General features: G+C 72.7%; 19 protein-coding genes. 13 read left to right on the forward strand and 6 right to left on the reverse strand.

Going from position 1 to position 22908, the window contains the following annotated elements; translation table 11 throughout:
- Positions 1-137: 137 nt before the first annotated feature.
- The 3 genes from ACFWI4_RS13770 (at position 138) to ACFWI4_RS13780 (ending at position 3774) form a co-directional block, all read left to right on the forward strand.
- Positions 138-1028, forward strand: coding sequence for an XRE family transcriptional regulator (locus tag ACFWI4_RS13770; protein WP_387194894.1), 891 nt, complete (start codon positions 138-140; stop codon positions 1026-1028).
- 396 nt (positions 1029-1424) lie between these two features.
- The gene (locus tag ACFWI4_RS13775) at positions 1425-2414 is read left to right on the forward strand and encodes a malate dehydrogenase (protein ID WP_385398865.1); all 990 of its coding nucleotides are present in this window, start codon (positions 1425-1427) and stop codon (positions 2412-2414) included.
- A 319-nt stretch (positions 2415-2733) separates the two neighbouring features.
- Positions 2734-3774: a hypothetical protein gene (locus tag ACFWI4_RS13780; RefSeq protein WP_387194898.1), complete on the forward strand. Its 1041-nt coding sequence runs from the start codon at positions 2734-2736 to the stop codon at positions 3772-3774.
- Between the two features lie 42 nt (positions 3775-3816).
- On the opposite strand, the gene ACFWI4_RS13785 is transcribed toward ACFWI4_RS13780, so the two are convergent.
- Entirely contained in the window at positions 3817-4722 is a 906-nt protein-coding gene (locus ACFWI4_RS13785; RefSeq protein WP_387194901.1) for a GNAT family N-acetyltransferase, read from the reverse strand.
- 278 nt (positions 4723-5000) lie between these two features.
- On the opposite strand from ACFWI4_RS13785, the gene ACFWI4_RS13790 reads away from it, so the two are divergent.
- From ACFWI4_RS13790 to ACFWI4_RS13810, 5 genes are read left to right on the forward strand one after another with little or no spacing between them, the layout of a single operon-like run.
- Complete coding sequence (locus tag ACFWI4_RS13790; protein ID WP_387194904.1) at positions 5001-6512, forward strand: aldehyde dehydrogenase family protein; 1512 nt, start codon at positions 5001-5003, stop codon at positions 6510-6512.
- Positions 6513-6566: 54 nt separating this feature from the next.
- Complete coding sequence (locus ACFWI4_RS13795) at positions 6567-8099, forward strand: GMC family oxidoreductase (RefSeq protein WP_387194907.1); 1533 nt, start codon at positions 6567-6569, stop codon at positions 8097-8099.
- Positions 8096-9253, forward strand: a complete 1158-nt coding sequence (locus ACFWI4_RS13800; RefSeq protein WP_387194910.1) for a glycine betaine/L-proline ABC transporter ATP-binding protein — start codon at positions 8096-8098, stop codon at positions 9251-9253. Before ACFWI4_RS13795 ends, ACFWI4_RS13800 begins: the two co-directional genes overlap by 4 nt.
- On the forward strand, positions 9253-11205 hold the full coding sequence (locus tag ACFWI4_RS13805; RefSeq protein ID WP_387194913.1) for an ABC transporter permease: 1953 nt from the start codon (positions 9253-9255) through the stop codon (positions 11203-11205). Before ACFWI4_RS13800 ends, ACFWI4_RS13805 begins: the two co-directional genes overlap by 1 nt.
- A 1-nt stretch (position 11206) precedes the next feature.
- A complete protein-coding gene (locus ACFWI4_RS13810) occupies positions 11207-12166 on the forward strand; it encodes an ABC transporter substrate-binding protein (protein WP_387194916.1) in 960 nt (319 codons plus the stop codon).
- A 69-nt stretch (positions 12167-12235) separates the two neighbouring features.
- Here the strand turns inward: ACFWI4_RS13810 and ACFWI4_RS13815 are convergent, their stop codons facing one another.
- Both ACFWI4_RS13815 and ACFWI4_RS13820 read right to left on the reverse strand, forming a co-directional pair.
- On the reverse strand, positions 12236-12985 hold the full coding sequence (locus ACFWI4_RS13815) for an isocitrate lyase/phosphoenolpyruvate mutase family protein (RefSeq protein WP_387194919.1): 750 nt from the start codon (positions 12983-12985) through the stop codon (positions 12236-12238).
- Positions 12982-13524 (reverse strand): carboxymuconolactone decarboxylase family protein, encoded by a 543-nt coding sequence (locus ACFWI4_RS13820; protein ID WP_387194922.1) that lies wholly within the window; start codon positions 13522-13524, stop codon positions 12982-12984. Before ACFWI4_RS13820 ends, ACFWI4_RS13815 begins: the two co-directional genes overlap by 4 nt.
- A gap of 47 nt (positions 13525-13571) precedes the next feature.
- Between ACFWI4_RS13820 and ACFWI4_RS13825 the strand changes: the two genes are divergently transcribed.
- Positions 13572-14963 (forward strand): PLP-dependent aminotransferase family protein, encoded by a 1392-nt coding sequence (locus tag ACFWI4_RS13825; RefSeq protein WP_387194925.1) that lies wholly within the window; start codon positions 13572-13574, stop codon positions 14961-14963.
- A gap of 70 nt (positions 14964-15033) precedes the next feature.
- Here ACFWI4_RS13825 and ACFWI4_RS13830 read toward each other — a convergent pair whose 3' ends face one another.
- A complete protein-coding gene (locus tag ACFWI4_RS13830) occupies positions 15034-15888 on the reverse strand; it encodes a hypothetical protein (protein ID WP_387194952.1) in 855 nt (284 codons plus the stop codon).
- A gap of 133 nt (positions 15889-16021) precedes the next feature.
- On the opposite strand from ACFWI4_RS13830, the gene ACFWI4_RS13835 reads away from it, so the two are divergent.
- Together ACFWI4_RS13835 and ACFWI4_RS13840 are read left to right on the forward strand one after the other, a co-directional pair.
- On the forward strand, positions 16022-16363 hold the full coding sequence (locus ACFWI4_RS13835; protein WP_387194928.1) for a hypothetical protein: 342 nt from the start codon (positions 16022-16024) through the stop codon (positions 16361-16363).
- A 72-nt stretch (positions 16364-16435) separates the two neighbouring features.
- Positions 16436-17620, forward strand: coding sequence for a glutathionylspermidine synthase family protein (locus ACFWI4_RS13840; protein ID WP_387194931.1), 1185 nt, complete (start codon positions 16436-16438; stop codon positions 17618-17620).
- Positions 17621-17666: 46 nt separating this feature from the next.
- Here the strand turns inward: ACFWI4_RS13840 and rocD are convergent, their stop codons facing one another.
- Positions 17667-18881 carry an ornithine--oxo-acid transaminase gene (gene rocD, locus ACFWI4_RS13845; protein ID WP_387194955.1) on the reverse strand — a complete coding sequence of 405 codons (1215 nt, stop codon included), beginning with the start codon at positions 18879-18881 and terminating at the stop codon, positions 17667-17669.
- Between the two features lie 311 nt (positions 18882-19192).
- Between rocD and ACFWI4_RS13850 the strand changes: the two genes are divergently transcribed.
- Entirely contained in the window at positions 19193-20638 is a 1446-nt protein-coding gene (locus ACFWI4_RS13850) for a glycine hydroxymethyltransferase (RefSeq protein WP_387194934.1), read from the forward strand.
- A 61-nt stretch (positions 20639-20699) separates the two neighbouring features.
- Here the strand turns inward: ACFWI4_RS13850 and ACFWI4_RS13855 are convergent, their stop codons facing one another.
- Entirely contained in the window at positions 20700-21467 is a 768-nt protein-coding gene (locus ACFWI4_RS13855) for a hypothetical protein (RefSeq protein WP_387194937.1), read from the reverse strand.
- 387 nt (positions 21468-21854) lie between these two features.
- Here ACFWI4_RS13855 and trpS point away from each other — a divergent pair, with 387 nt between their 5' ends.
- On the forward strand, positions 21855-22868 hold the full coding sequence (trpS, locus tag ACFWI4_RS13860) for a tryptophan--tRNA ligase (RefSeq protein WP_387194940.1): 1014 nt from the start codon (positions 21855-21857) through the stop codon (positions 22866-22868).
- Positions 22869-22908: the final 40 nt, after the last annotated feature.

Here is a 22908-nt window from a genome sequence, read left to right on the forward strand (position 1 = left end):
GGCACGGAAGTGACCATTCCGGCACGGTGTGCGCGCCGTTCGCCGGGAACCGGCCCAACTACGCTCCGTAGAGCGGATGTTGTCATACTTGATCTTCCGCCCCTTGGGGCAGGCGCCAGGGGGAGTAGGGGGCGGGAATGCCGCGTTGGAAGGCTCTGCCGGATGAACTCGATCCGCGGGTCACGGAGTTCGTCGGCCGGTTGCGACTGCTCGTCGACCGGAGCGGGCTGGACCTCGCGGCCGTGGCCGACCGCACGGGCTACGGCAGGACGTCCTGGGAGCGCTATCTGAACGGCGGGCTGCTCGCGCCCAAGGGAGCGGTCGTCGCGCTGGCCGAGGTGACCGGGGCGGATCCCGTGGGGCTGGTGACGCTGTGGGAGCAGGCCGAGCGGGCGTGGAGCCGCTCCGAGACGCGTCACGAGTCGACGCTGGAGGCCATGCGGATGTCCCGGGCGCGGCCCGCTCCGGGGCCGGGGCGGGAGCCGCGGGACGCACGGCCCGCGGACGCCGGTCCCGGGGGTGACCCGGCGCGGCGGAAGCGGCGGCGGACGCTGCTCCTCACGGGTGCCGTGGGGGTCCTGGTCGTGGTCGCGGCCGTTGTGTGGCTCTCCCTCGGCCACGGGAAGAAGCCCGCGAGCGGTGCGCCGAAGGCGCCGACCGCTTCCGTGAGCGCCCGGCCCGATCTGCCGGCCGGGGTGAAGTGCGCAGGGGCCTCGTGCGCCGGGAAGGACCCCGAGCTCATGGGCTGCGGCGGCCGGCTGGCCACGACGGCCACCAGCGTGACACTGGGGACCGCGCTGGTGGAGGTGCGGTACAGCGAGACGTGCGGGGTCGCCTGGGCCCGGCTCGGCCGCGCCAGGGCCGGGGACCGGGTCGAACTCTCGACGTCCTCGGAGGGGAAGGGGACGCTGACGGCCGTGGTCGGCACGGACCCGTACACGTACACGCCGATGGTCGCGGTGAAGGACCCCGGCACCGTGAAGGCGTGCGTGGTGCTGAAGTCGGGCCCGAGGGCCTGCACCTCGTGAGGGAGAAGTGCGGGGCCGGAGGAAACTTCTGGTTCGGGGGGTTGAGTTGGTTCCCAGGGGGCAGGCGGACGGTACCCCCACGGGATCCGGTGCTGTCGGGAAGGGGGGAGATTCCTTCCCGCGAGCCCCCCGGTACCCCCCTTTGGCGGTCGCCGAGTTCACCCTCTCCCGGACCCGGCGACCGCCCCCCGGGGGGATCTCCGGGACATCTGTGGGGTGGGCCACACGCACCCTGACGTCCGGCGTCCCGGATGCGCGATAGCCTGACGGCGGATCTCTCTTGACGCCGAGAGATCGATCATCGAGACCTTTGATCGATCATTGCGGTGGTTGCAGGGGACGATCCTGCACCCGGGGCAGGGACGCCCCACCGCCAGCTGTCATACGGAGAACGCCATGACTCGCACTCCCGTGAACGTCACCGTCACCGGCGCGGCCGGCCAGATCGGTTACGCCCTGCTCTTCCGCATCGCCTCCGGCCAGTTGCTCGGCGCGGACGTGCCGGTCAAGCTGCGCCTGCTGGAGATCACGCCGGCGCTGAAGGCCGCCGAGGGCACCGCCATGGAGCTCGACGACTGCGCCTTCCCGCTGCTTCAGGGCATCGACATCACGGACGACCCGAACGTCGCCTTCGACGGCACCAACGTCGGTCTGCTCGTCGGCGCCCGCCCGCGCACCAAGGGCATGGAGCGCGGCGACCTGCTCTCGGCCAACGGTGGCATCTTCAAGCCGCAGGGCAAGGCGATCAACGACAACGCCGCCGACGACGTCAAGATCCTGGTCGTCGGCAACCCGGCGAACACCAACGCGCTGATCGCCCAGGCCGCCGCTCCGGACGTACCCGCCGAGCGCTTCACCGCGATGACCCGTCTGGACCACAACCGCGCGCTGACCCAGCTCGCGAAGAAGACGGGCACCACGGTCGCCGACATCAAGCGTCTGACCATCTGGGGCAACCACTCCGCTACCCAGTACCCCGACATCTTCCACGCCTCGGTCGCCGGCAAGAACGCCGCCGAGGTCGTCAACGACGAGAAGTGGCTGGCCGAGGACTTCATCCCGACCGTCGCCAAGCGCGGTGCGGCGATCATCGAGGCCCGTGGCGCGTCCTCGGCCGCCTCGGCCGCCAACGCGGCCATCGACCACGTCTTCACGTGGGTCAACGGCACCGCCGAGGGCGACTGGACCTCGATGGGCATCCCGTCGGACGGTTCGTACGGTGTGCCGGAGGGTCTCATCTCCTCCTTCCCCGTCACCACGAAGGACGGCCGCTACGAGATCGTCCAGGGCCTGGACATCAACGAGTTCTCCCGCACCCGCATCGACGCCTCCGTCAAGGAGCTCGAGGAGGAGCGCGAGGCGGTCCGCGCCCTCGGCCTGATCTGATCCGGCCGAAGGCGGGCTGAACCGGCCTGAGGCGGGCTGAACCGGCCGCCCCGCACGGCGGCCCTCGTCCGTGGCAGTACCCGCGATGCCCGGGTGGTGATCGAACCACCCGGGTATCGGTGTGTCCGGGGCCATCGGGCGTAGGGAAAGTACGCGCCGAACGTATGTGCTTTTTCGCCATAAACGGGGGTGCGGCTGGCGGAATCCTCACTATCGTCATCCTGTGCGGTCCGCCGGGGGGCCGATCGGGCAGGGGCGGCGGAGAGCGCGCCGGGATCGGGCCGTCGGGTGGGGCCGACGGGGAGCGGGGGGCTACGGGATGGCGCAGAGATGGGACGCGGAGCGTCGGCAGTGGGTCGACGACGGTACGGGTCCGGCGGGCGGCGGGGTCCAGGACGGGGCGGACGCCGGCGGAGCGCCGACTCCGCCCGGAGAGCAGTGGTGGGCGGCGGCCACACAGGTGGGCCCGCAGCGGCCCGAGGCGTATCCGCCCGCGGGCACCGCGCCGCCGCAGCCGCCTCAGCCTCCGCAGCAGCACCAACCGCACCAGCACCAACAGCAGCAGTGGGCCCCGTCGCAGCAGCAGGCCCAGTCCGCCTGGTCGTACCCGCCGTCCCAGCCGCAGACGTGGCCTGGCGGTGTGGTGCCGCCGGGGAGCGGTGGCCGGCCGCCGGGTTCGGGTGACGCGCGGCGGCTGCTGCTGGTGATCGTGGCCGTGGCCGTCCTCGCGGGCGGTGTGGGCGGCGGGCTCTGGGCGGTCACCCGGGGCGGCTCGGCGCGGCATCCTCAGGCGCACGCGTCCGGTCCCTCGGCGGGCGTGACGACACCTCAGGCCGGTGTCACCCCGGACAGCTCGAACGTCACCGGCGGCGCGGGCACGTACACCGCTCCTGCCGTGACCACGGCCCCGGCGCCCGCTCCCGGGTACAGCCGCTCGGTCGATCCGGTCGGCTACACCGTGGACGTGCCGGACGGCTGGGCGCGTCAGGAGAAGCAGGGCAAGCTGGCGCCCGTCGTCACGTACACCGCACCCGACGGCGTCCGCAGCCTCCTGGTGTTCGAGATCAAGGAGGACTCCGTGTCGGAGTCCTCGGCCCAGGCCCAGTCCATCGCCGAGGGGGCCCGGGGCTACCAGTACCTGGACCGGCGCAGCGGCAGCGACTGGACGGAGTTCAGCTACCGCTACGACAGCAAGCAGACCGGGCCCACCCAGAACATCGACCACCGTTTCCAGGCCGCCGACGGTACGCCGTACGCCATCGTCGCCAGCAGCCCGCCGGGCACGGACATGACCCAGCAGCTCGCGACGGCGGTCAACTCCTTCTGCCCGAGCGGGTACGCCTGCGCGAACCCGACCTGAGGCGGTTCCGGGGCCTGGCCGGCAAGCCCTGGGCGCCCGCGTTCACCGGGCGTCGGCGGGCAGCCGCTTCTCGAACCAGTGCGCCGCGTACACGTTGTCGTCGTAGCGCGGGATCTCCGTGTAGCCGCACGCCCGGTACATCCGCTGGGCCTCGGTGAGCGCGGCGTGCGTGTCCAGGCGTACGACGCCGAACCCGCGCTCCGCCGCCCGCTGTTCGAGGCCGTCGAGGATCCGGCGGCCGAGGCCGAGCCGACGCGCCCCGGGGTCCACCCAGACATGGCGGATCTCGCCCGCCCGGGGGCCGAGCCGGCGCAGCGCGCCACAGCCCACGGGTCGGCCCTCCTCGTAGGCGACGAGGAAGGCGCCCGCCTCCCCGGACACCTCGTGCGGCCGGACGAGGGTGGCGGGGTCGAAGCCCTCGGGGAACCGCGCGTCGATGTCGGCCGCGTACGCGTCGAGGCAGGCGCGGGCGTCGGGTGAGGCGCCGTCGACCGTCTCGACGGTGATCGAAGCGAGCCGGAGCAGCCGGTGGGCCGTGTCCAGGGCGGCGGTCAGTTCCTCGCGCCGGTGCGCGTCGAGGCCGCCGAGCAGTCCCTCGGCCAGCGCGTCGGCCAGCCGGTTCTGCTCCGTGATCTCGGCCCGGCCGGCGGCCGTGAGATCGGCGACCCGCAGCCGGCTGTCACCGGGATGCACGCTGACCCGGACGAGCCCCTGACGCTCCAGGGCGCGCACCATCCGGCTCAAGTACCCGGCGTCCAGGCCGAGCCGGGCCCGCAGATCGCGCAGGGAGGCTCCCGTCCCGCCGATCTCGAACAGCAGCCGGGCCTCGCCGAGCGGGCGGTTCTGGCCGAGGTAGTGGTCGTCGAGGGCTCCGATGCGCCGCGTGAAATAGCGGTTGAACCGCCGCAGCGCCGTCACCTGGTCCGTGGTCACCGTGTCCGTCGGCACTGGCTCCCTCTTCCTCCGGTCGCCGGTCCCGCCGCCCTCTCGCGGTCCTCTCGTGGCCCTCCGCCCGGGCGGCGCTCTTCTTTTGACTTTAGTCAAAGGAAAACGGGCTGTCCATCGCCCGTTCTCGTCCCTTTTCGTGGGATTTTTTCGTGACCCGGCGCACTTCGGACGACGGATCGCGCATGTGGCGGGGGGCGAGGGGCAGGCGCTCACAGCTCACGGGGGCGACGCCTCCGTGACGCAGGGGGATCGAACAGGAACGGAAGGCAACACCGGCCATGGCAGGACAGCAGACAGAACAGACCATCCACGTGGGCGGCGAGTGGCGCGCGGCGCTCTCCGGAGCGGCACGCGAGATCCTCGACCCCGCGGACGGCCGGCCGTTCGCCGTGGTCGCCGAAGGGGACGAGAAGGACGCGGACCTCGCGGTCGCCGCCGCGCGCCGCGCCTTCGACGAGGGGCCCTGGCCGCACACCCCCGTCGCCGAACGCGCCGCCCTGCTGCGCCGCGTGGCCGCTCTCCTGCTCCGTGACCGCGAGTCGCTCGGGCTGCTCGAAAGCCGTGACGCCGGCAAGACGGCGGAGGAGGGACGTGTCGACATCGACTGCGTCGCCGACGCCTTCCGCTACTTCGCCGACCTCGTGACGGCGGAGGGCGGCGGCCGTGTCGTGGACGCCGGTTCGGCCGAGGTCCACAGCGTGGTCGTGCACGAGCCCGTCGGCGTCTGCGCCCTGATCACCCCGTGGAACTATCCGCTGCTCCAGGCCAGTTGGAAGATCGCCCCGGCCCTCGCCGCCGGCAACACCTTCGTGGTCAAGCCGAGCGAGATCACCCCGATGACGACCGTCGCGCTGCTGCGGCTGCTGGCCGAGGCGGGCCTCCCCGACGGGGTCGCGGGCCTCGTCACCGGCCCCGGACACACCGTCGGCGCCCGCCTCGCCGAGCACCCCGACGTCGACCTCGTGTCCTTCACGGGCGGCCTGGCCAGCGGTACGAAGGTGGCGCGAGCCGCCGCCGACACGGTCAAGAAGGTCGCGCTCGAACTCGGCGGCAAGAACCCCAACATCGTCTTCGCCGACGCCTGCGCCACCGCCGAGGGCTTCGACACCGCCGTCGACCAGGCCCTCAACGCCGCCTTCATCCACAGCGGCCAGGTGTGCTCGGCCGGTTCCCGGCTCATCGTCGAGGAGTCGGTGCGCGAGCGCTTCGTCGCCGAACTCGCCCGCAGGGCCGGTGCGATCCGGCTCGGCCGCGGCACCGGGGACGGTGTCGAGTGCGGTCCGCTCGTCTCCGAGCAGCAGCGCGCGAAGACCGAGGAGTACGTCGCCTCCGCGCTGGCCGAAGGAGCGGTCCTGCGGGCCGGCGGCAGGCGGCCCGAGCCGTCCGAAGTCCGGCCCGCCACCGGGTACTTCTACGAGCCGACCGTGCTCGACCAGTGCCACCGCGGGATGCGGGTCGTCCGCGAGGAGGTGTTCGGGCCCGTCCTGACCGTGGAGACGTTCGCCACCGAGGACGAGGCCGTCGCGCTCGGCAACGACACCGAGTACGGCCTCGCGGGCGCCGTCTGGACCGCCGACGCCGGCCGCGCCCGCCGGGTCGCGGGACGGCTGCGCCACGGCACGGTCTGGATCAACGACTTCCACCCCTATCTCCCGCAGGCGGAGTGGGGCGGGTTCGGCCGCAGCGGCGTCGGCCGCGAACTCGGCCCCGCCGGGCTCGCCGAGTACCGCGAGAGCAAGCACGTCTACCAGAACCTCGCGCCGAAGCCCGTCCGCTGGTTCGCCGGCTGACCACCGCCGACCGGCGAACCCCCCGTCTTCCCAGGCCTTTTGGAGTACCTCCTCATGTCCCAGCACGAGAAAACGTACGACTACGTCGTCATCGGCGGCGGCACCGCGGGCTCCGTGATCGCGTCCCGCCTCACCGAGAACCCGGATGTCAGCGTCGCCGTCATCGAGGGCGGCCCCAGCGACGTGGGACGCGAGGACGTCCTCACCCTGCGCCGCTGGATGGGCCTGCTCGGCGGGGAGCTCGACTACGACTACCCGACCACCGAACAACCGCGCGGCAACTCGCACATCCGGCACAGCCGCGCCCGGGTGCTCGGCGGCTGCTCGTCGCACAACACGCTGATCGCGTTCAAGCCCCTGCCGTCCGACTGGGACGAGTGGGAGGCGGCCGGCGCCAAGGGCTGGGGCGCGGCGCCGATGGAGCCGTACTTCGCGCGACTCCTGAACAACATCGTCCCCGTCGACGAGAAGGACCGGAACGCCATCGCGCGGGACTTCGTGGACGCCGCCCGGTCCGCGCTCGACGTGCCGCTGGTCGAGGGCTTCAACCGGCGGCCGTTCACCGAGGGCGCCGGCTTCTTCGACCTGGCCTACCACCCCGAGGACAACAAGAGGTCGAGCGCCTCGGTGGCGTACCTGCACCCCGTGATGGACGAACGGCCCAACCTGACGCTGCTGCTGGAGACCTGGGCGTACAAGCTGGAACTCGACGGAAAGCGCGTCACGGGCGTGCACGTCCGCACGAAGGACGACCAGGACGTGCTGGTCCGCGCGCGCCACGAGGTCCTGCTGTGCGCGGGTGCCGTCGACTCGCCCCGGCTGCTGCTGCACTCCGGCATCGGCCCCGCGGGCGACCTGGAGGAGCTGGACATCCCCGTCGTCCACGATCTGCCGGGCGTCGGCGAGAACCTGCTCGACCACCCCGAGTCGGTGATCGTCTGGGAGACGCACGGACCGATCCCGGAGAACTCCGCGATGGACTCCGACGCGGGACTCTTCGTGCGCCGCGACCCCGAACAGCCGGGCCCCGACCTGATGTTCCACTTCTACCAGATCCCCTTCACCGACAATCCGGAGCGGATCGGCTACGAACGCCCCGCGCACGGCGTCTCGATGACCCCCAACATCCCCAAGCCCCGCAGCCGCGGCCGCCTTTACCTCACCAGCGCCGACCCGGCCGTCAAACCGGCCCTCGACTTCCGGTACTTCACGGACGAGGAGGACTACGACGGCCGCACCCTCGTCGACGGCATCAGGATCGCCCGTGAGATCGCCCGGGCCGAACCGCTGGCCGGCTGGCTCAAGCGGGAGGTGTGTCCCGGGCCCGAGGTCACCGGCGACGAGGAACTCAGCGAGTACGCGCGCAAGGTCGCGCACACCGTGTACCACCCGGCGGGCACCTGCCGGATGGGCGGGCTCCTGGACGAACTCGCCGTGGTGGACCCCGAGCTGCGCGTCCGCGGCCTCGACGGCATCCGGATCGCCGACGCCTCCGTGTTCCCGTCCATGCCCGCGGTGAACCCGATGATCGGAGTGCTCATGGTCGGCGAGAAGGCCGCGGACCTGATCGGCGGTGACGCGCGATGAACACACCCACCGAGAGCGCCGAGAACACCCAGAGCGCCGAGAACACCCAGAGCAACGAGAACGTCCAGAGCACGGAGAGCACGGAGAGCACGGAGAGCACGGAGAGCGCCGCCCCCGGCCCCGTCTTCTCCGTACGCGGTCTGTGGAAGGTGTTCGGACCGAAGGCCGACCGGGTCCCCGGCGACCCCGAACTCGCCTCCCTGGACGCCGCCGCGCTGCGCGAGGCCACCGGCTGCACCGCCGCCGTCCGTGACGTCGGCTTCGACGTGCGCAAGGGCGAGGTCTTCGTCGTCATGGGCCTGTCCGGCTCCGGCAAGTCCACCCTCGTACGCTGCCTCACCCGGCTGATCGAACCCACCGCGGGCAGCCTCGCGATCGACGGCGAGGACGTCCTCGCGATGGACCGGGGCCGGCTGCGCGAACTGCGCCGCCACCGCGCCGCCATGGTCTTCCAGCACTTCGGCCTGCTGCCGCACCGCACGGTCCTCGACAACGTGGCCTACGGCCTGGAGATCCAGGGCGTCCCGCGCGAGGAGCGCCGGGCGAGGGCCGCCGAGGTCGTCGCGAAGGTCGGCCTGGAGGGCATGGAGCAGCGCAGGCCCTCGGAACTCTCCGGCGGCCAGCAGCAGCGCGTCGGACTGGCCCGCGCGCTCGCCGTCGACCCCGAGGTCCTGCTCTTCGACGAGCCGTTCAGCGCGCTCGACCCGATGATCAGGCGCGACATGCAGGACGAGGTCGTGCGGCTGCACCGGGAGGAGGGCCGCACGATGGTCTTCATCACCCACGACCTGACCGAGGCCCTGCGCCTCGGCGACCGCATCGCCCTGATGCGCGACGGCCGGATCGTCCAGCTCGGCACCCCGGAGGAGATCGTCGGCACCCCGGCCGACGACTACGTCCGCGAGTTCGTCCGGGACGTGCCCCGCGAGCAGGTCATGACGGTCCGCACGGCCATGCGGGCCGGGGACTGCGGCGGCCCGGAGCACCCCGGCGCGCTCGCCCCCGACACCGTGGTCGCCGACGCGATCAAGGCCGTGGCCCGCACCGGCCGCGCCGCCTGCGTCGTACGCGACGGCCGCTGTCTCGGCGTCGTCGACCACGAGCGGCTGCTCCAGGTCGTCGCCGGGCCCGACACGATCGAGGAGGCCGCGTGATGGCAGCGGTCACCGCAACCCCCCTCCGTACGGTCCTGCCCGGCCGCCTGCGGCACCACCCGGCCGTCGCCAAGCTCGCGCTGCTCGCCGTCGTCGCGGCGGTGCTCGTGCCGCTCGCCGAGGCCCGCTGGTCAGGCGGCAGCTGGCCGCACGCCCTGACCGTCGATCTGACCGGACCGCTCGGCCGGGCCGGCGACTGGATCATCGACAACCGCGACAGCCACCCGCTGTTCCTGTACTTCTTCGGCTACGTCAGCGACGCCGTCGTCCTGTCCGTACGCGCCGTCTATCTGCTGCTCCTCGCGGCCGGCTGGGCCGGGGTGACCGCCCTGGCCGCGCTGGTGGCCTGGCGGGCCGCCGGAGTGCGCCAGGCACTCGGCGCGGGCGCGGCCTTCCTCGTCTGCGGACTGCTCGGCATGTGGGTGCCCACCATGCAGACGCTGGCGGTCATGGTGGTCGCCGTGCTCGCCTCCGTGGTCCTCGGCATGCTGCTCGGCCTCGCCGCCGGGCTGTCCGAGCGCACCCACCGCGCCCTGCGCCCCGTCCTCGACACCATGCAGGTGCTCCCGGCGTTCGCGTATCTGCTGCCCGTCGTGCTGGTCTTCGGCATCGGAGTCCCCGCGGCCGTGCTCGCCACGGTCGTCTACGCCGCCCCGCCCATGGCCCGCCTCACCGCGCTCGGCCTGCGCGACGCCGACGAGGGAGTGATGGAGGCCGTCGCCTCCCTCGGCGCCACCGCCCGGCAGCGCCTGCTCACCGCCCGCCTTCCGCTGGCCCGCAAGGAACTCCTCCTCGGCCTCAACCAGACGATCATGATGGCGCTGTCCATGGCCGTCATCGCCTCCGTGATCGGCGCGGGCGGCCTCGGCGACCGCGTCTACCAGGCCCTCGCCTCCGTGGACGTGGGCGCGGCCCTCTCCGCCGGCATCCCGATCGTGCTGCTCGCCGTCGTCCTCGACCGGGTCACCGCCGCCGCCGGAGAGCGGATCGGAGCGGCCCGCGCGAACCCGCCCCGCCGGTACACGGCGCTCGCCGCCCTCGCCGTCGTGGCCGTCGCCCTCACCGCGCGCCTGGCGGGCCGGACGGACTGGCCCGACGCGTGGGCCGTGAACATCGCCGAACCGGTGAACAGGGCCGTCGACTGGATGACCGGCCACCTGTACTCGGGCGTCCCGTACATCGGCGGCACCGCCGACTGGGCGGGCCACTTCACCACCTGGGTCCTCGACCCGCTCCGGGACGGACTCCAGTGGCTGCCCTGGTGGGCCGTGCTGCTGACCGTCGCCGCCCTGGCCTGGCTGATCGGCACCTGGCGCACCGCCCTCACCGCCGTCCTCGCCATGGCCGCGATCGGCGTCCTGGGCGAGTGGAAGCCGTCCCTCGACACGCTCTCCCAGGTGCTCGCGGCGGTCGCCGTGACCCTCGTGCTCGGCTTCGCCACCGGGATCGCGGCCGCGCGCAGCGAACGCTTCGAGCGTCTGCTCCGGCCCGTCCTCGACGTCTTCCAGACCATGCCGCAGTTCGTGTACCTGATCCCCGTCGTCGCGCTGTTCGGCGTGGGCCGCGCTCCCGCCGTCGCCGCCGCGGTCGTCTACGCGCTGCCCGCCGTCATCCGCATCACCACCCAGGGACTGCGGGCCGTGGACCCCGCCGCGCTGGAGGCTGCCCGCTCGCTCGGTGCCACTCCCGGGCAGCAACTGCGCCAGGTCCAGCTCCCGTTGGCGCGGTCCGCGCTGCTGCTCGCCGTCAACCAGGGCGTCGTCCTGGTCCTCGCCGTGGTCATCATCGGCGGCCTGGTCGGCGGCGGCGCGCTCGGCTACGACGTCGTCTTCGGCCTCGCCCAGGGCGACCTGGCCACCGGACTCGTCGCGGGCGCCGCGATCGTCTGTCTCGGCCTGATGCTCGACCGGGTGACCCAGCCGACCGGGCGCCGCGCCAAGAAGGAGGCCTGACATGCGCGTTCGTACGACATCCGTGGTGGCCGGCGCCTCGGCCCTGCTGCTGCTCACCGGCTGCGGCGCCGCCGACATGACCAAGCAGGCCTCACCCTTCGCCAACGCCCGGGGCGCGCGGACGGTGACCCTGTCCGTGCAGTCGTGGGTCGGCGCCCAGTCCAACGTGGCGGTGGCGCAGTACCTCCTCGAACACGAACTGGGCTACCGCGTCGACACCGTGCAGGTCGACGAGGTGCCCGCCTGGGACGCGCTCAGCCAGGGCCGCGTCGACGCCATCCTGGAGGACTGGGGACACCCCGACCAGGAGAAGCGGTACGTCCGGGACAAGAGGACGATCGCCCCCGGCGGCGACCTGGGCGTGACCGGCCACATCGGCTGGTACGTGCCCACGTACTTCGCGAAGCAGCACCCCGACGTCACGGACTGGAAGAACCTGAACAAGTACGCCGGCCGGCTCCGCACCCCCGAGAGCGGCGGCAAGGGCCAGCTCCTCGACGGCTCCCCGTCGTACGTCACCAACGACAAGGCGCTGGTGAACAACCTGAAGCTGGACTACCAGGTCGTGTTCGCCGGTTCGGAGGCCGCGCAGATCACGCAGATGAAGCAGTTCGCGAAGGAGAAGAAGCCCTTCCTCACCTACTGGTACTCCCCGCAGTGGCTGTTCGAGAAGGTCCCCATGACCGAGGTGAAGCTGCCCGCCTACAAGGAGGGCTGCGACGCCGACGCGGCGAAGGTCGCCTGCGCCTACCCGCACACCCCGCTGAAGAAGTACCTGAACGCCGACTTCGCGAGGACCGGCGGCAAGGCGGCCGCGTTCCTGAAGAAGTTCAGGTGGACCACCGCGGACCAGAACGAGGTCTCCCTGATGATCGCCGACGACAAGCTGACCCCCCAGCAGGCGGCGAAGAAGTGGGTGGAGCGCCACCGGTCTACCTGGAGCAGCTGGCTGCCCTCGTGACCCGGCCGCCGGGCGGAGTGACGGTGACACCTCCGGGGGCGGTCCGGTTCAGGACCGCCCCCGGAGGCGTCACCCCTGGCGCAGTGTCGCCGCGACGCCCGCCAGCGCCTCCGCCGACCGGCGTTGCAGCCCGGGGCCGAACGTGACGCGGGTGGCGCCCAGGTCACCCAGTTCCGCCGGGGCCGTCCCGTCGAGCCGGGCGAGCGCGTTCAACGGGCCCCGGACACCGGACCGCAGCAGCGGAAGCACCTCGGCCGGGGCTCCGATCGGATACACGCAGTCCGCGCCCGCCGCCACGTACAGCCCGGCCCGCCGGATCGCCTCCCCGGGATCGCCGTCGCCGTACGCGAACACGTCGATCCGGGCGTTCACGAACAACAGGTCCGCCGCCTCGCGCCGCACCTCGGCCAGCCAGTCGGCGTGCCGGTCCGCGTCCTTGAGCACCCCCGCCTCGGAGTCCTCCAGGTTGCAGCCCACGGCCCCCGCCCGGAGCAGCCGCTCCACCAGCTCGCGGGGCGCCAGCCCGTAGCCGCCCTCGACATCCGCCGACACCGGCACGTCGACCGCCCGGGCGATCCGCGCGACGGCGGCGAACATCTCGTCGGCGGGCGTCTCCCCGTCCGCGTACCCGAGCGACGCGGCCACCCCGGCGCTCGGCGTGGCCAGCGCCGGGAAGCCCGCGTCCGCGAACACCCGGGCGCTCGCCGCGTCCCAGGGCCCGGGCAGCACCAGCGGATCACCCGGCAGCCGGCCGTGGTGCAGTGCCCGGAACCGCTCCGCGCCGCCGGTCGCCGCGGGCCGCCCGTCCAGCGCCGTCACCTGTGCCCGCCCGGCCGGTAGTGGCCGGGCACCATGCGGCAGGTCACGGCGAACCGGTTCCAGGCGTTGATCACGGTGATCGAGGCGATCAGCCGGGCCAGATCGGCCTCCCCGAAGTGCCGGGCCGCGCGCTCGTACACCTCGTCGGGCACGAATCCCTCCGTGATCACGGTGACGGCCTCGGTCAGCTCGATCGCCGCGATCTCCTTCTCCGTGTAGAAGTGCCGCGACTCCTCCCACGCGGCGAGCTGCACGATCCGCTCCACGCTCTCGCCCGCCGCGAGCGCGTCCTTGGTGTGCATGTCCAGGCAGAACGCGCAGTGGTTGAGCTGCGAGGCGCGGATCTTCACCAGTTCGAGGAGCACGGGGTCCACTCCGCGCCGGGCCGCCGCGTCCAGTCCGACCATCGCCTTGTAGACGTCGGGGGCGAGCTCGGCCCAGACCAGTCTGGGGGAGTGCTCGGGCGCGTACGGCGCGCCGCCGGCAGGGGTCTGAGGGGCCACCGGAGTGTGCTGCGTGGTCGTGTCGTGCGTCGTCATGCGATCGACCCTATGAGGGGAGTAGCCCAGGAGTATGGTCCATTCCCATGGGGAAAACGTGGGCCACTCTGGGCGTCGACCTTCATGTCGAGCCGACCGGGTCCGGTATCCGCAAGGGGCTGACGGAGGCGCTGCGCGAGGCCGTCCGCGGCGGCAGGCTGGCTCCCGGGACCCGTCTCCCGTCCTCCCGCTCGCTCGCCGCCGACCTCGGAATCGCCCGCAACACGGTCGCCGAGTCCTACGCCGACCTCGTCGCCGAGGGCTGGCTCACCGCACGCCAGGGCTCCGGCACGCGCGTCGCGGAGCGGAGCGTCGTACGGCCCGCTCCGGAGGCCGCGCCCCGCCGCCGCGAACCGGCCGGCCCCGCCTACGACCTCGTGCCCGGCCGGCCCGACCTCGCGTCCTTCCCGCGCGCCGCCTGGCTCAAGGCGGCCCGCCGCGCCCTGGCCCGCGCCCCGCACGACGCCCTCGGCTACGGCGATCCGCGCGGCCGGCCCGAACTGCGCACCGCGCTCGCGGGCTATCTGTCCCGCGCCCGGGGAGTCCGCGCCGACCCCGAGCGCATCGTGGTCTGCTCCGGCTTCTCGGACGGCCTCACCCTGCTCGGTGCGGTCCTGCGCCGGCGCGGACTGCGCTCGGTCGCCGTGGAGTCGTACGGGCTGGACACGCACTGGAATCTGCTGCACCGCTCGGGCCTGCGCACGACCCCCCTGCCGTTCGACGAACTCGGCACCGACACCCGGGACATGGCGGGCGCGCGGGCCGTACTCCTCACCCCCGCGCACCAGTTCCCGATGGGCGTGCCGCTGCACCCGGACCGCCGCGCCGCCGTCGTCGCCTGGGCCCGCCGCACCGGCGGGCTCGTCCTCGACGACGACTACGACGGCGAGTTCCGCTACGACCGGCAGCCCGTCGGCGCGCTGCAAGGACTGGACCCCGGCCACGTGGTCCATCTGGGCACCGCCAGCAAGTCGCTGGCGCCCGCGCTGCGCCTGGGCTGGCTGGTCCTGCCGCCGTCGCTCGTGGAGGAGGTCGTCTCCCTGAAGGGGGAGGGCGGCTGGTCCACCGGGGTGCTCGACCAGTTGACCCTGGCGGAGTTCATCACCTCCGGCGCCTACGACCGCCACGTCCGCTCCGCCCGGCTGCGCTACCGGCGCCGCCGTGACGCCCTCGTCGCCGCGCTCGCCGCCCGCGCCCCCGAGGTGCGCGCCACCGGCATCGCGGCCGGGCTGCACGCCGTGCTGCGGCTCCCGCCCGGCACCGAGGGGACGGTCGTCCAGGCCGCCGCCTTCCAGGGCCTGGCCGTCCACGGCCTCTCCCACCACCGTCACCCGGACGCGCTCACCCCGCACCGGGACGCCCTGGTCGTCGGCTACGGAACACCGCCGGACCACGCCTGGTCGGGCGCCCTGGACGCACTGTGCCGGGCGCTTCCCTGACGGGCCCTCACCCGGCCGGCCTCACGAAGGTCCCCGCGACCTCACGACGGCACCTTCACGACGGCATCCCTCACGACGCCACCGACACCGGCTCCTCGGTGGCCGGCGCCTCGCCGAACCGGGCCAGCGCGAGCGCACCCGCCACGGCCACCGCGAAGCCGAGAACGGCCAGCCAGGCCAGCCCCTCGCGGGTACGGTCGCCCAGCCACACCACGCCGACCAGCGCGGGTCCGATGGTCTCCCCGATGACGAGACCGGCGGTGGCCGTCGTCACCGAGCCCCGTTCCAGGGCCGTGGTGAGCAGCAGGAACGCGGCGCCGCCACCGATCAGCAGGGCGTACGTCGCCGGATTGGCCAGCAGCGTCCCCGGATCGAGGTCGGCGATCAGCCGCACCGCCACCTCGACCACCCCGAACCCGAACCCGGCCCCGAGCCCCAGCGCGAGCGCCCGCCCCCGGTCGGGCAGCCGTCCGCCGACGAGCCCGAGGACCAGGACGGCCACGGACGTCCCGAGCATCGCGTACTTCAACGCCAGGGACCCCGTACGGTCGCCCTCCGTCCCGGACGCCAGCCCCAGCATCGCGAGCCCGGCGCACACCACCGCCACGGCGCTCCACTCGACCCGGCTCAGCCGCGTGCGCAGCAGCCGTGAGGCCACCACCGCGGTGACGGCCAGGCTCGCCGCGAGGGCCGCGCCGACGACGTAGATCGGAAGGGAGCGCAGCGCGACGATCTGGAGCACGAACCCGACCCCGTCGAGGCCCAGTCCCGCCAGATAGCGCCACTGGCGCAGCGCCCGCAGCAGCAGCGCCGCCGCGCCTCCGGGCCCGTCGCCCGTCCCGCCCTCGCCCGCGGCCCGGGCGGCCATCGCCTGCAGAACCGTCGCCGTACCGAAACAGACCGACGCACCGAGGGCACACACCATTCCAAAGAGCACGAAGCGACTGTAGGGGACGGCGCGTAACCCGGGGGCCGTCGTGGACTCGCCGTGCGTGGGATCTCTAATCTGTCTTCTTCGCTCAAAAGATGAACCACAGAGAACAAACGGGGGAACGAACATGGCAGACGTACGGCGTCAACTGCGCTCGGGCACGGTCGTCCTCGGCGGCATGGGACTTCTCGCGGCGACCCTCACCGCCTGCTCCTCGGACCCCGACAAGCGCTGTGTCGACCGCGACAGCTACAACGCGGCCAAGGGCTACGAGGTCGTCGCGGACAAGTACTGCACGTCGTCCTCGGGTTCGTACCACACCGGCTGGTACTACGGCGGCAGCAAGAAGAGCGGTCGGGTCGGGGGCGGCTCCTTCGTCAAGCCCAGCGGCGGCGGCTCCGGGGGGTCGGGCGGCAGCGGCGTCCACCGCGGCGGTTTCGGCGGCGGCAAGGGCGGCTCCGGCGGCTGATCCGCGCACGCCCGCCGGAGCGAGACCTCCGGGACCCGACCCACCCGCCGAGCCGGAGAGCGCACGCACCCCATGGAACGCCGCACCATCACCCCCCGTCCCGGCTGGCAGCAGATTGTCGAGCGGCAGGGGCTGATCTACCCGCTCACCCGTCACCCCGACGACTCCCTGCGCCCCTACTGGGACGAGAGCGCCCACTACGTCTTCTCGCTGCCCGAGGTGGAGGCGCTGGAGGAGGTCGTCGAGGAACTGCACGGCATGTGCCTGACGGCGGCCGGGCACATCGTCGAGCACGGACGGTTCGCCGACCTCGGCATCGACGACCCCCGCGTCGTGGCGGCCGTCGCCGAGGCCTGGCACCGGCGCGGCGAACTCCCCTCGGTCTACGGCCGTTTCGACCTGCGCTACGACGGAACGGGCCCGGCGAAGCTCCTGGAGTACAACGCCGACACGCCGACCTCGCTGGTGGAGGCCGCGAGCCCGCAGTGGTTCTGGATGGAGGACCGCTTCCCCGGTGCCGACCAGTGGAACTCCCTCCACGAACGCCTCGTCGCGGCCTGGAGGAAGCAGGGCGCCCTCCTGCCGCCGGGCGGCCCGCTCTACTTCGCGCACTCCGCCGAGGACGAACTCGGCGAGGACCTGATGACGGTCGCCTACCTGAAGGAGACCGCCGAGCAGGCGGGACTCGCCACGGACTGGATCTCCATGGAGGAGATCGGCTGGGACCCCCTGTCCGGCCGCTTCGTCGACAACCGGCTCGCGTTCATCCGGAGCTGCTTCAAGCTCTATCCCTGGGAGTGGCTGACCACCGACGCGTTCGCCGGCCACGTCCTGGACACCCTCGACAACGGCGGCGGCACCGGTACGACTCTCTGGATCGAGCCCGCCTGGAAGATGCTCCTGTCCAACAAGGCGCTCCTCGCCGTCCTCTGGGAGCTCTACCCGGACCACCCGAACCTGCTCCCCGCCTACCTCGACGGCCCCCGCGAGCTCGCCCGCACGAACGGCTACGTCGCCAAGCCCCTGCTCGGCCGCGAAGGCGCCGGGGTGACGGTCCACGCCCCCGGCGCCGCGCCCGTCGTACGCGAAGAGGCCTGCTGCTACCAGGAACTGGCGCCGCTCCCGTCCTTCGACGGCAACCGGGTCGTCCTCGGCGCCTGGGTCGTCGAGGACGAGTCGGCGGGCCTCGGCATCCGGGAGTCCTCCGGCCTGATCACCGACGAGTACGCCCGCTTCCTGCCGCACGTGATCCTCTAGGTCGCTCACGGGCGTGGGCCCCCGCCGGTCCTTCCCGGCCCGGGCCCTACGCGCCGAGCACGGCCCTGAGCTGGGCCAGACCCCAGTCCAGGTCCTCCTCCGAGATGACCAGCGGCGGGGCGATCCGGACGGTGACGCCGTGTGTGTCCTTGACCAGGACGCCCCGCTCCATCAGCCGCTCCGAGACCTCCCGGCCCGTGCCGTGCGCGGGGGCGATGTCGACGCCCGCCCACAGGCCGCGCCCGCGCACCGCCGTGACATGGCCGGAGTCCTTCAGCAGGCCCAGTTCACGGTGCAGCCGTTCACCGAGCCGGGCGGCCCGCTCCTGGTACTCGCCCGACCGCAGCATCGCCATCACCTCAAGCGCCACCGCGCAGGCCAGCGGATTCCCCCCGAAGGTCGACCCGTGCTCCCCGGGCCGGAACACCCCGAGGACCTCCGCGCTCGACACCACCGCCGACACCGGCACCACCCCGCCGCCGAGCGCCTTCCCGAGCACGTACATGTCCGGCACCACGCCCTCGTGCTCGCACGCGAACGTACGGCCGGTGCGCCCGAGACCCGACTGGATCTCGTCCGCGACGAACAGCACGTTCCGCTCCCGCGTCAGCTCCCGCACGGCCGGCAGATATCCGGCCGGCGGCACCAGCACCCCGGCCTCGCCCTGGATCGGCTCCAGCAGCACGGCCACCGTGTTCTCCGTGACCGCGGCCCGCAGCGCCGTCAGGTCCCCGTACGGCACGATCTCGAACCCCGGTGTGTACGGCCCGAAGTCGGCCCGGGCCTCGGGGTCCGTCGAGAAGCTGATGACCGTCGTCGTACGCCCGTGGAAGTTGTTGCCCGCGACCACGATCTTCGCCATCTCGGCCGGGACGCCCTTGACCCGGTACCCCCACTTGCGGGCCGTCTTCACCGCCGTCTCCACCGCCTCCGCCCCGGTGTTCATCGGCAGCACCGTCTCCATGCCGCACAGCGCGGCCAGCTCACGGCAGAAGTCCCCGAAGCGGTCGTGGTGGAACGCCCGCGAGGTCAGCGTCACCCGGTCGAGCTGTGCCTTGGCCGCCTCGATCAGCCGCCGGTTGCCGTGGCCGAAGTTCAGCGCCGAGTACCCGGCCAGCAGGTCGAGGAAGCGGCGCCCCTCGACGTCCGTCATCCAGGCCCCGTCCGCCGTCGCCACGACGACCGGGAGCGGGTGGTAGTTGTGCGCGCTGTGCGCGTCGGCCGCGGCGATGTACGACTCGGTCGTCCTGCCGGCATCCATGGTGGTCACGGGAACTCCGTTCTGGGCTTGTGGCCCCTTTCCTACCGTCGCTCGCATGGTGGACCGGGGACCCCGGGGATCCGGCGCGCCCGGTAGGCTTCCCGGCGGGGCCGTGACTGGCGCGCTGGGATGGGACCGACCATCGGGGAGCGGCACCCGCGCTGTGGCTTTGCCGGGACGATCCCGGACCTCCGGACGGAGAGACAGACCGCCCCGAGGGGCCCGGACCGACCGGGCGGGAAGCCGCGGCAACCGAGTGCCGTGCGCCTGGGCCGACCCGTGAACGCTGAACGCAACGTCCGGAGGCCGTCATGCCAGAGCCCCTTTCCACCGAGTCCACCGCCTTCCGCAGCGCCCTCGACGTGATCAGGGCCGTCGAGCCCCGCGTCGCCGACGCCATCGGCCAGGAGATCGCCGACCAGCGCGACATGCTGAAGCTGATCGCGTCCGAGAACTACGCCTCCCCGGCCACCCTCCTGACCATGGGCAACTGGTTCAGCGACAAGTACGCCGAGGGCACCGTCGGCCGCCGCTTCTACGCCGGCTGCCGCAACGTCGACACGGTCGAGGCCCTCGCCGCCGAACACGCCCGCGAACTGTTCGGCGCCGAGCACGCCTACGCCCAGCCGCACTCCGGCATCGACGCCAACCTCGTCGCCTTCTGGGCCGTCCTCGCCGCCCGGGTGGAGGCCCCGGCCCTCGCCGAGGCCGGCGTCCGCAACGTCAACGACCTCTCCGAGGCCGACTGGGCCGAACTGCGCCGTGCCTTCGGCAACCAGCGCATGCTCGGCATGTCCCTCGACGCCGGCGGCCACCTCACCCACGGCTTCCGCCCGAACATCTCGGGCAAGATGTTCGACCAGCGCTCGTACGGCACCGACCCCGCCACCGGACTCATCGACTACGAGGCCCTGCGCGTCTCCGCCCGCGAGTTCAAGCCGCTGATCATCGTCGCCGGCTACTCCGCCTACCCCCGCCTGGTGAACTTCCGGATCATGCGGGAGATCGCCGACGAGGTCGGCGCCACCCTCATGGTCGACATGGCGCACTTCGCCGGCCTGGTCGCGGGCAAGGTCCTCACCGGCGACTTCGACCCGGTCCCGCACGCCCAGATCGTCACCACCACCACGCACAAGTCGCTCCGCGGCCCGCGCGGCGGCATGGTCCTGTGCGACGAGACCCTCGCCGAGCAGGTCGACCGCGGCTGCCCGATGGTCCTCGGCGGCCCGCTGCCCCACGTGATGGCGGCCAAGGCCGTCGCGCTCGCCGAGGCCCGCCGCCCCGAGTTCCGCGACTACGCCCGGGCCGTCGTCGACAACGCGCGCGCCCTGGCCGAGGGCCTGATGCGCCGCGGCGCCACCCTGGTCACCGGCGGCACCGACAACCACCTCAACCTCATCGACGTCGCCTCCTCCTACGGACTGACGGGCCGCCAGGCGGAGTCCGCGCTGCTCGACTCGGGCATCGTCACCAACCGCAACGCCATCCCCGCCGACCCGAACGGCGCCTGGTACACCTCCGGCATCCGCATCGGCACGCCCGCGCTGACCACCCGTGGTCTCGGGGTGGCCGAGATGGACGAGATCGCCGCGCTGATCGACCGGGTCCTGACCGCGGCCGAGGCCGGGACCACCGCCAAGGGCGCCCCGTCCAAGGCGCAGCACGTCCTGGACACGAAGATCTCCGACGAGATCGCCCGCCGCGCGAGCGACCTGCTCACCGGCTTCCCGCTCTACCCGGAGATCGACCTCGGCTGACACGCGCCCCCGGCGCCGGCCCGCACCGGCGCCGGGGGACGGCGTGTGCCGGTCCCGGCGGTCACGGGGTCTCGATCAGCTCCTGGCGTGATCCCAGCAGGGGCCCGTTGTTCTCGCGCCGGGCCCGGACCGCCGCCTGGCTGATGAACCACGCGGCGCCGGCGCCGAGGGCCACGCCCGCCGCGAGTCCGGGCACCGCCCAGAACGCCGGGTCCAGCTGCACCGTGGGGGCGGACGCGACCGTCCCGGAGCCGAAGAGCCGGCCTTCCTTCATCAGCTCGTCGAACACCGAGCGCGGCGCCACGTGCCAGCGGATGTCGTGGTTCATCGAGTCGGGCGACAGGTTCGACCGCACCCACGGGGTGCCGTCCGAGTCGAGGTACACCTGGTCCTGGCGGCTGAGGATGACATCGCCGCCGGGTGTCACATGGGCGGTCCGCGTCCCGTCCCCGGGGCCCGTGACCCCCCAGATCACCGTGGCCTGAAGCTCGGGGAGGTGGCCGTCCCGCCATCCGTCGGGCGCCTTCTGCGTGCCCGTGTACCGGGGCGACAGCAGCCGCCACAGCCGCCCGAAGTCGGGGTCCGCGTTGTGCAGGGTGGTCGTGCGCCCCGTGTCGCCCGCGATGGTCAGGGCGACGTCCGGGCTGTCCGCCGAGGAGAGTTCGGCGGCGTGCTCCACGGCGTGCTCCGCGCTGTCCAGGACCGCGTGCGAGAGCACCGGCGCGCTCCCCGCCGGACCGGCCGCGGCGGACGGCGCCACCGACACCACCGCGGCGGTGGTCGCACCCAACGCCCCCACGACCGTGACCAGCTCACGAAGCCCGCGCATGGAACCCCCAAACGGCCGACGCAGAGCCGGCCCGCACACCGTTGTGCCACTTCCTGTGTGCGCCCCCGGACCCGTCGGGGTCCCCCCCTCGACGGCGAAGTCCGAGCAGCGCTCCGCCCTGCCGAATCCGGTACGGGGCGGTCCGGCATTCTTAAGCGCTGGTGACCAGGAAAAACACCCCCTCCAGCGGGAACGTCATCTCACCGTTGCACTTCCATGACGGTGCGTGGCCGAAAGGTGCTCAGGTGAGCGAAACGGTCACCGTCTGTTCCGGTGCGAGGGAGGCCCGGAAGCCGAGGTTCGGGGGCTCGCGACGCCGGGTGGCCACCGTCGTGTCACTTTCCGGCCAGTTCCGGAGCGGGCCCCGGCACCTGAGAGAATGGTGACATGGCCTCTGACAGTCCCCGCGTGCTCTCCGGAATCCAGCCCACGGCAGGCTCGTTCCACCTCGGCAACTACCTCGGCGCCGTCCGTCAGTGGGTGGCGCTCCAGGAGTCGCACGACGCGTTCTACATGGTCGTCGACCTGCACGCGATCACGATCCCGCAGGACCCCGCGGACCTGCGCTCCAACACCCGCCTCGCCGCCGCGCAGCTGCTGGCCGCGGGCCTCGACCCCGAGCGCTGCACGCTCTTCGTCCAGAGCCATGTCCCCGAGCACGCGCAGCTGGCCTGGGTCATGAACTGCCTCACCGGTTTCGGCGAGGCCTCCCGCATGACCCAGTTCAAGGACAAGTCCGCCAAGCAGGGCGCCGACCGCGCGAGCGTCGGCCTGTTCACGTACCCGGTCCTCCAGGTGGCGGACATCCTGCTGTACCAGGCCCACGAGGTCCCGGTCGGCGAGGACCAGCGCCAGCACATCGAGCTGACCCGCGACCTCGCGGAGCGCTTCAACGGCCGCTTCGGCGAGACGTTCCGGATCCCCAAGCCGTACATCCTCAAGGAGACGGCGAAGATCTTCGACCTCCAGGACCCGTCGATCAAGATGAGCAAGTCGGCCTCGACGCCGAAGGGCCTCATCAATCTGCTCGACGACCCGAAGGTGACCGCCAAGAAGGTCAAGAGCGCGGTCACCGACACCGAGACCGTCATCCGCTACGACGCGGAGCACAAGCCGGGCGTCAGCAACCTCCTCACCATCTACTCCACCCTCACCGGCACCTCGATCGCCGCGCTGGAGCAGGAGTACGAGGGCAAGATGTACGGCGCGCTGAAGACCGACCTCGCCGAGGTCATGGTCGACTTCGTGACCCCGTTCCGGGAGCGCACCCAGCAGTACCTGGACGACCCGGAGACCCTCGACTCGATCCTGGCCAAGGGCGCGGAGAAGGCGCGGGCCGTCGCCGCGGAGACGCTCGCCCAGGCGTACGACCGGGTCGGTTTCCTGCCCGCCAAGCACTGACGGTCGGGGCCGCCGCCGCGGGACCGGCCGTGCCCGGCCC

Source organism: Streptomyces sp. NPDC127038 (genome assembly GCF_042725875.1).
In the GTDB taxonomy this organism is placed as follows: domain Bacteria; phylum Actinomycetota; class Actinomycetes; order Streptomycetales; family Streptomycetaceae; genus Streptomyces.